This is a genomic window from Rhodoferax sp. GW821-FHT07G04, assembly GCF_059418585.1.
The window spans coordinates 1-5,959 of the sequence record NZ_JBWKQD010000012.1 but is presented as its reverse complement, the minus strand read 5'-3'; the positions used below and the strand labels follow the sequence as shown (position 1 = coordinate 5,959).

The window sequence follows — 5,959 nt, the reverse complement described above, 5'->3', positions numbered from 1 at the left end:
CATCCTAGCGATACCATACCTATACGCGGGATTTTCTTTTCAATTACTTCAGTCATGGGGTGTAGTTTGACAGGTCTTGTGTACAGCTATATGCGATTTAGTGATCCCCGCCAGGCATCGGGGCACAGCAGCGAGCGTCAGCAGGCGTATGCGGCCAAATGGGCAGCTGAGCATGGCTTGCTCCTGGACGAATCTCTTTCGATGCGGGATGAGGGTCTATCGGCCTACCACCAGCGCCACGTCAAATCGGGGGCGCTGGGCGTCTTCCTGGTGGCCGTGGAGCAAGGCCGAATAGCTCCAGGGTCGGTTCTGGTGGTCGAGGGCCTTGACCGCCTCTCGCGTGCCGAGCCGATCCAGGCTCAGGCCCAATTAGCCCAGATTATAAATGCCGGCATCACCGTGGTGACCGCCAGCGACGGAAAGGCCTACAGCCGCGAGCGGTTGAAGGCCAACCCGATGGACCTGGTGTATTCGCTCCTGGTCATGATCCGCGCGCACGAGGAAAGCGACACCAAGAGCAAGCGCGTGCTGGCCAGCATACGCCGGCAGTGTGAGGGCTGGATCGCCGGCACCTACCGCGGCCTGATCCGCAACGGCAAAGACCCCGTGTGGCTGCGCCTGGTCGACGGCAAGTGGGAAGAGATACCCGAGCGCGTGGCAGCTGTGCGCGAGGGCTTGCGCCTCTACTTGACGGGCTACGGGGCCGGCAAGATCATCGAGCGTCTGACTGAGCTGAAGCTATCTCTAACGGGGCGTGGCCCCCAGGCGCTGCAGATCTATCGTCTGGTCAAGCAGCGTGCCTTGATTGGCGAGAAAGAGTTGACGCTTGGCTCAGAATCGTTTCGCCTGCCAGGCTACTACCCTGCCCTGCTGTCGCCTGCAGAGTGGGACGGCCTGCAGTTGGCCAATAGCGGCCGTGGGCGCCGCAATGCCAAGGGGCCGGTGCCCCATATCTTGACCGGCATGGGCATCACTGTGTGCGGCTACTGCGGCCGTGCCATGGTGGGGCAAAACATCGGAACCCGCAGGCACAAAGCAGACGGCCCCATCGCTGACGGACACAGACGTTTGCACTGCACCAGTGTGTCCTACGGCGGCTGCAACGTGAGCGGCTCCACGTCGGTGGCCCCGTTTGAGCGGGCGCTGATGGCCTTTTGCAGCGACATCGTCAACTTGCGCGCCCTGTATGGCGCTGACCGATCTGCAGGCCCTCTGGCGGCACTTGCCAAGGCCAGGCAGGAGCTGGCCGACGTGGACACAAAGCTGGAGCGCCTGACCGACGCCATGCTGGCCAGCAGCGTCGAGGGCGTGCCGGCAACCTTTGCCAAGCGTGCCCGAGATCTCGAGGCCGAGCAGCTGCAGCTGCGTGAGGCCATCCAGGCGGCAGAGCGGGATCTGACCGCCACCGCCCGCACCGACATCAAGGGCACTGACGAGGCCTGGCGGCGTCTGGTGGAGGGCGTAGAGGGCCAGGACTATGAAGCCAGGCTGCAGACCCGGCAGCTGGTGGCCGATACGTTTGAGCGCATCGTGATTTACCACCGGGGAACGCGGCCCCCCCCCGAAGGGGAAAAGGGGCCAATGGACATGATGCTGGTGGCCAAGGGTGGCACGGCCAGGGTGCTGCGGATTGACCGCAACGGCAAACTGATCGCGTCGGAGAGTCTCAGCGGCTACTAACTAAAAAGTAGCGCATCTACCGACAAGCTGTCATAGTGGCCGCCCTTTGTCACACTTTTAAGGCACCACCATGAACACTTTCAAAGCCTCAGCCCAATACGACGACTTCAACGGCACAGCTGCCGGCGACAATGCCGACCACTACTCTCTGGACGACTACCTGACGGAACAGGGACTCAAAGCGCCCGACGAGTTTCTGATCGCCAGCTCCCTTTGGGTCGGTGAAAACAACGCCGGGAAGCTGGGCTATGTGGGCATCACCGCATTCCTCCACAAGGGCGTGGACTTTGCCACGGTACGAGACGCCATAGCGTCCCAGAAAGAACCGATCCCCATACGCGAACTGCGCTTCGAGCTCACGCTGGAGCAGTACATCAGTCGCTTCAAACGCTTCAGCGTAATGTTCACCAGGCGCGGGCTGGATCTCGAAGGCCGCGAATACCGAACCATCGAGTAGACCCCAAATGTGTAAAAAGCCCACCGAACCGCAATCAAGCGGCCCGGCGGGCTAGTTTTGTTGGTCATTGCTAGGTCTTGGCGGCCGGTCACCCGGCGGCCATAGCACCTCATTTAACGGGAGTGGACGCAGCCAGCAGCGCGGTCTTTTGTTGACTGCTTGAGCTAGAGCCAAACCAGAATGCCAGTACCATGCCCAGCGCCATGTCCATGGTGCCCAGCACGCGGCCAATGATGATGGGGTCTGCACCAGGTGGTACCTGGTTGAACAACAGCGCAGCCTCCGCGGCCAAGGTCAGGGTGACGATGATCCAGGTCAACACTGAGGGTGTCAGGCTGTGGGTGGCAACCGCCATCGCACGGGCGCTGTCACGGTCCTTGAACTCCAGCTCCGCATACTTGAAGCCGCGCTCTTTTTCATCGTTCTGAAACTGCAGCTCCAGCTTGCGGATCTCCGCCAGGTGTTCGCTGGTGAGCTGGCCATCGGCGAAGATCTTGGCGATACTGGCCTGCGTGGGCTCGGACACGCCCAGCACAGAGCCCAGGGCGGATACGGCTGCACCGGCCAAAGGGCCGCCCAAGGCGGTGGCCACGGTGGGTGCCAGGGTTTTGAGGGTGCTGATCCAGTCGGTCATGTGTAGCTCCTTTGACCCTTGCGGTCGATGATCAATGCCTGGCGGCGGTTCTTGTCCGAGAAACTGATATGGACCCACTGGTCAAACTCCAGAATCAGCTGGTCGTACTTGATGTCGCTGTTGAAGATTGCGCGCATCACACGCTCTGGTGGACCAAAAGCCGGCGACTTGATATCAGCCGCATGGCCCTTGGGGTGGTCTTTCAGCGCGAAGTACACGCCCCACGACTTGTCATCCGCCGGCAGCGCACAGCCGGCGCACCAGGCCTTGAACGACTCGGCACAGATGACGCGCTCCAGCGCCTCACAACGGTGCCCGCTGGACACCATCACCGGGCACGCATTGAGCAGGATCCGCACGTTCTCCAGCCCGGCTGCTAGACGCTTCAGGTTCTCAACCACGGCCGGTGACGGCGTGTTGTCGATGCCCAACCGGGCGGCGGTCTGGCTGTCGGTCAACTCAGCCAGGGTAAAGTGGGGTGACAGGTTCATGGTCTCTCCTCGGGTTCGGTGTCTCTTGCGTCGTCGGGTTCATCCGCAGACTCCTCCAACAACTTGTTGATCTCTTTAACCAGGTCGGGCGGGATCTGGACGGCATTGGCGGCCAAGAGGCCCTGCAGCCGGATCACCACCACCACCAGGCGGGTGAACTTGACGGCATAGCGGTGGATCCGCAGATCCTGCTGCGCCATTTCGCGGTCCTGCGCTCGGGCGTGGGCTTCCATACTGGAGAGGCGCTTGAGCACATCGCCATCGAGCTGGTCACCCTTGAAGCCGTTGCGCAGTTTTGGGAAGAAGGTGACCAGGGCAAGCAGCGATGCAGCGGCTACGCCGACCGCCGCGCCCAGGTTCTTGCCAAGTGCACCCAAAGACTCAAGAAAGTCGCCCATGCCTACATGTCCGATCGGAACGTGGCCGATGCGCTCTTATGCACCGCCGTGCCGGACAGGCCATTGCATGCCACCTCGACCAAAATGCTTTGCTCCCAGCGCAATGCAGCCAAACCATAGGTGAGGATGTCGCTCTCAGATGGAATCGCCAAAAAGTCAGCTGCCGAGCCACCATATTGACGCAGCCCACCAATGCGCGCATTCGCAAAGCCCGCGTCAAAGGCGCCGTTAGGTATAGCGATGTCGCCCGCCTTGGCAGCGGTGCCGACGCCGGCGTTACTGACCCCCGTTGTAAGAGACCCCAGCACCATCCGCCACAGAGCCGTTTGCGCAGCGGAAGGCGCTATCACCACCGGAGCGCCCCCGTCTCGCGTAATCCGCACCGAAGAGATGTGCGTGCCCGAGTGGGTGGGGCAAACGACACTGAACAGGAAGCCACCGACGCCAGACACATTCACCAGAGCTGCGTAGGTATTGGCTGCAGTAATTGCTACCTGCGCCCCCTCCCGCGCCATGGCTGTGTGGAAGCCAGCAACGTCTGATGTATATAGGGTGCCAATGCCCTCCTTGATATTCAATCCGGTTTGAAGAATGCCAAGAATGGGTAGATGCTTTGGATTGGTGATCCACCGACCACCGCCACCCAACACATCTTCACTGTATCCAGATGCCATTTAAATTCTCCAATCGTTGAGGGTGGAATCAAAGACAAAAGTGCCCTTGAAGTTCTTTGTGTTCAAGATGAATGAGGTCGTAAAACCCATGATCGTTTTGCCGTTGGGCAACAGCGTGAGGTTGTTGACGTTGAAGGTGCCGTCCACGTCGAAAGGCGTAACCTCATCACCATCCGCAGGCGAAGCGGGGAACGTCAGTGACCAGGCGCCACCAGTGGTACTGGCCTTGATGCGCTCACCGGCGGCAGCGGTGTAGGTAGTGGTCTTGCGGATCCAGGCAGTGATGCCAGACGCGCCCGTGTCTCCCTTGTCGCCCTTGGGACCAGACAGCGTGATCGACCAGTCGTTGCGGGTGTTGCTACTGCTGGCGTAGCTCATGGTCGCGTTCAGCGCGCCAGTGCCGGAGTTGTACGACGCAACCTGGCCATACATGATGTCGGTCGGGTTGCCGGTGCTGACAAATTTCAGGTCTTGTCCAATACCCCACTGTCGCCCCGTGGTTGCAGTAAAGCTCTTGGAGCCAGTACTCATGGCCACAGACGTCGTGCTGGTTCCACTCAGGGCCGCGGCGTAGGCACCAGCTGCGGCCGCGCTGCCGGCGGCGGCCGTAGCGCTAGTGCTGGCAGAGCTGGCGCTGGTGGCAGCGTTGCTGGCCTGGTTGGTGGCCGTGGTGGCACTGGCAGCGGCAGCGGCAGCGCTGGCGGTGGTGGACGACTGCGCAGCCACGATCTCCACCCGCGCAGCCTCCACCTGGGTGCTGAACAGCGGTAGCTGAACGCCGAAGAACGTATCGCAATCGGTCTTGAACGTGGGTGACGTTCTGTCGAGCGATGGCAGTGCATCAATGCTCATATTCAAACTACTCCTTCAATCTCAAGCGCGCATAGGTGCGCGTTTGTGTACTCAATGTCGATAGAGAAATCGACGTAGAAGCCATAGATCAGCAGCGGCTCAAAGCCGGCTCGCCGGGTACCGATAAACACGCACAGCACGCCATCCAGAGCCTTGAGCGTGCGGTAGACACGGTTGAAGCGCGCCTTGTCAGTGACGACGGCCAGCGTGTTCTTCTTGCTGTTGGTGCGGCGCACGATGGTGAGGTTGCCGAAGTCGTTGCGCGTCTTTTTGGTGTAGCTGACGATGCCGACCTTGGCGCCCATCTTGGTGTTGCCTATGCCGATCACCACACCCGGTTTCAGCACACCAATGCCGGCCATGCCGCTGGTGGCCGTGAGCGTTACCGTCAACTCACAGGCGGTGAACTGCTCCGGCAGATCGGTCAATACCACGTCGGTCTGCGGCTCCCACTCCACAAAGAACCATTCGTATATGGATTCGATGATGGAAGCGTCCAGATCAATGTCGCGCGTGAATACCGTGGTACCGCCTGGCCCATCTTTCATGACCACCTGGGCAGTGCGCGCCGCAATATCGAACATACCAAGGCCACCCGTACCGCCTGGCCGCAACACATACACGTTGGGCGATAGCGTCTCGCTGGCGGTGCCGATCTCGTCGTCAAACGGGGCCCACACGTTGGTGGCGCTGACCGGTATCCACCAGTCGGTATCTGTCAGCGCATGGCCGGTGTTGGCAGCCTGCACAGATTGGTAGATCATGTGCGCGGT

General features: G+C 60.8%; 8 protein-coding genes. 2 read left to right on the top strand and 6 right to left on the bottom strand.

Annotated features, from left to right (window positions below):
* The first annotated feature begins 90 nt into the window (after positions 1-90).
* Positions 91-1,680, top strand: coding sequence for a recombinase family protein (locus AC07OO_RS25365; RefSeq protein WP_495084957.1), 1,590 nt, complete (start codon positions 91-93; stop codon positions 1,678-1,680).
* A 70-nt stretch (positions 1,681-1,750) separates the two neighbouring features.
* Positions 1,751-2,137, top strand: a complete 387-nt coding sequence (locus AC07OO_RS25360; protein ID WP_495084956.1) for a hypothetical protein — start codon at positions 1,751-1,753, stop codon at positions 2,135-2,137.
* Between the two features lie 109 nt (positions 2,138-2,246).
* Here the strand turns inward: AC07OO_RS25360 and AC07OO_RS25355 are convergent, their stop codons facing one another.
* The 6 genes from AC07OO_RS25355 to AC07OO_RS25330 form a co-directional block, all read right to left on the bottom strand.
* Complete coding sequence (locus AC07OO_RS25355; RefSeq protein WP_495084955.1) at positions 2,247-2,771, bottom strand: hypothetical protein; 525 nt, start codon at positions 2,769-2,771, stop codon at positions 2,247-2,249.
* Positions 2,768-3,262: a D-Ala-D-Ala carboxypeptidase family metallohydrolase gene (locus AC07OO_RS25350; protein WP_495084954.1), complete on the bottom strand. Its 495-nt coding sequence runs from the start codon at positions 3,260-3,262 to the stop codon at positions 2,768-2,770. Before AC07OO_RS25350 ends, AC07OO_RS25355 begins: the two co-directional genes overlap by 4 nt.
* Positions 3,259-3,660, bottom strand: coding sequence for a hypothetical protein (locus tag AC07OO_RS25345; protein ID WP_495084953.1), 402 nt, complete (start codon positions 3,658-3,660; stop codon positions 3,259-3,261). The genes AC07OO_RS25350 and AC07OO_RS25345 overlap by 4 nt, the downstream gene beginning before the upstream one ends.
* A gap of 2 nt (positions 3,661-3,662) precedes the next feature.
* Positions 3,663-4,334 carry a hypothetical protein gene (locus tag AC07OO_RS25340; protein ID WP_495084952.1) on the bottom strand — a complete coding sequence of 224 codons (672 nt, stop codon included), beginning with the start codon at positions 4,332-4,334 and terminating at the stop codon, positions 3,663-3,665.
* On the bottom strand, positions 4,335-5,186 hold the full coding sequence (locus AC07OO_RS25335) for a hypothetical protein (protein WP_495084951.1): 852 nt from the start codon (positions 5,184-5,186) through the stop codon (positions 4,335-4,337).
* Positions 5,187-5,188: 2 nt separating this feature from the next.
* Positions 5,189-5,959: hypothetical protein (locus AC07OO_RS25330; RefSeq protein ID WP_495084950.1), on the bottom strand; the 771-nt coding region annotated here is incomplete at its 5' end.

Bases quoted from the DNA above. Each gene is read 5' to 3' on its own strand.
- AC07OO_RS25365 (WP_495084957.1), top strand. From the start codon at position 91: ATGCGATTTAGTGATCCCCGCCAGGCATCGGGGCACAGCAGCGAGCGT.
- AC07OO_RS25360 (WP_495084956.1), top strand. From the start codon at position 1,751: ATGAACACTTTCAAAGCCTCAGCCCAATACGACGACTTCAACGGCACA.
- AC07OO_RS25355 (WP_495084955.1), bottom strand. From the start codon at position 2,771: ATGACCGACTGGATCAGCACCCTCAAAACCCTGGCACCCACCGTGGCC.
- AC07OO_RS25350 (WP_495084954.1), bottom strand. From the start codon at position 3,262: ATGAACCTGTCACCCCACTTTACCCTGGCTGAGTTGACCGACAGCCAG.
- AC07OO_RS25345 (WP_495084953.1), bottom strand. From the start codon at position 3,660: ATGGGCGACTTTCTTGAGTCTTTGGGTGCACTTGGCAAGAACCTGGGC.
- AC07OO_RS25340 (WP_495084952.1), bottom strand. From the start codon at position 4,334: ATGGCATCTGGATACAGTGAAGATGTGTTGGGTGGCGGTGGTCGGTGG.
- AC07OO_RS25335 (WP_495084951.1), bottom strand. From the start codon at position 5,186: ATGAGCATTGATGCACTGCCATCGCTCGACAGAACGTCACCCACGTTC.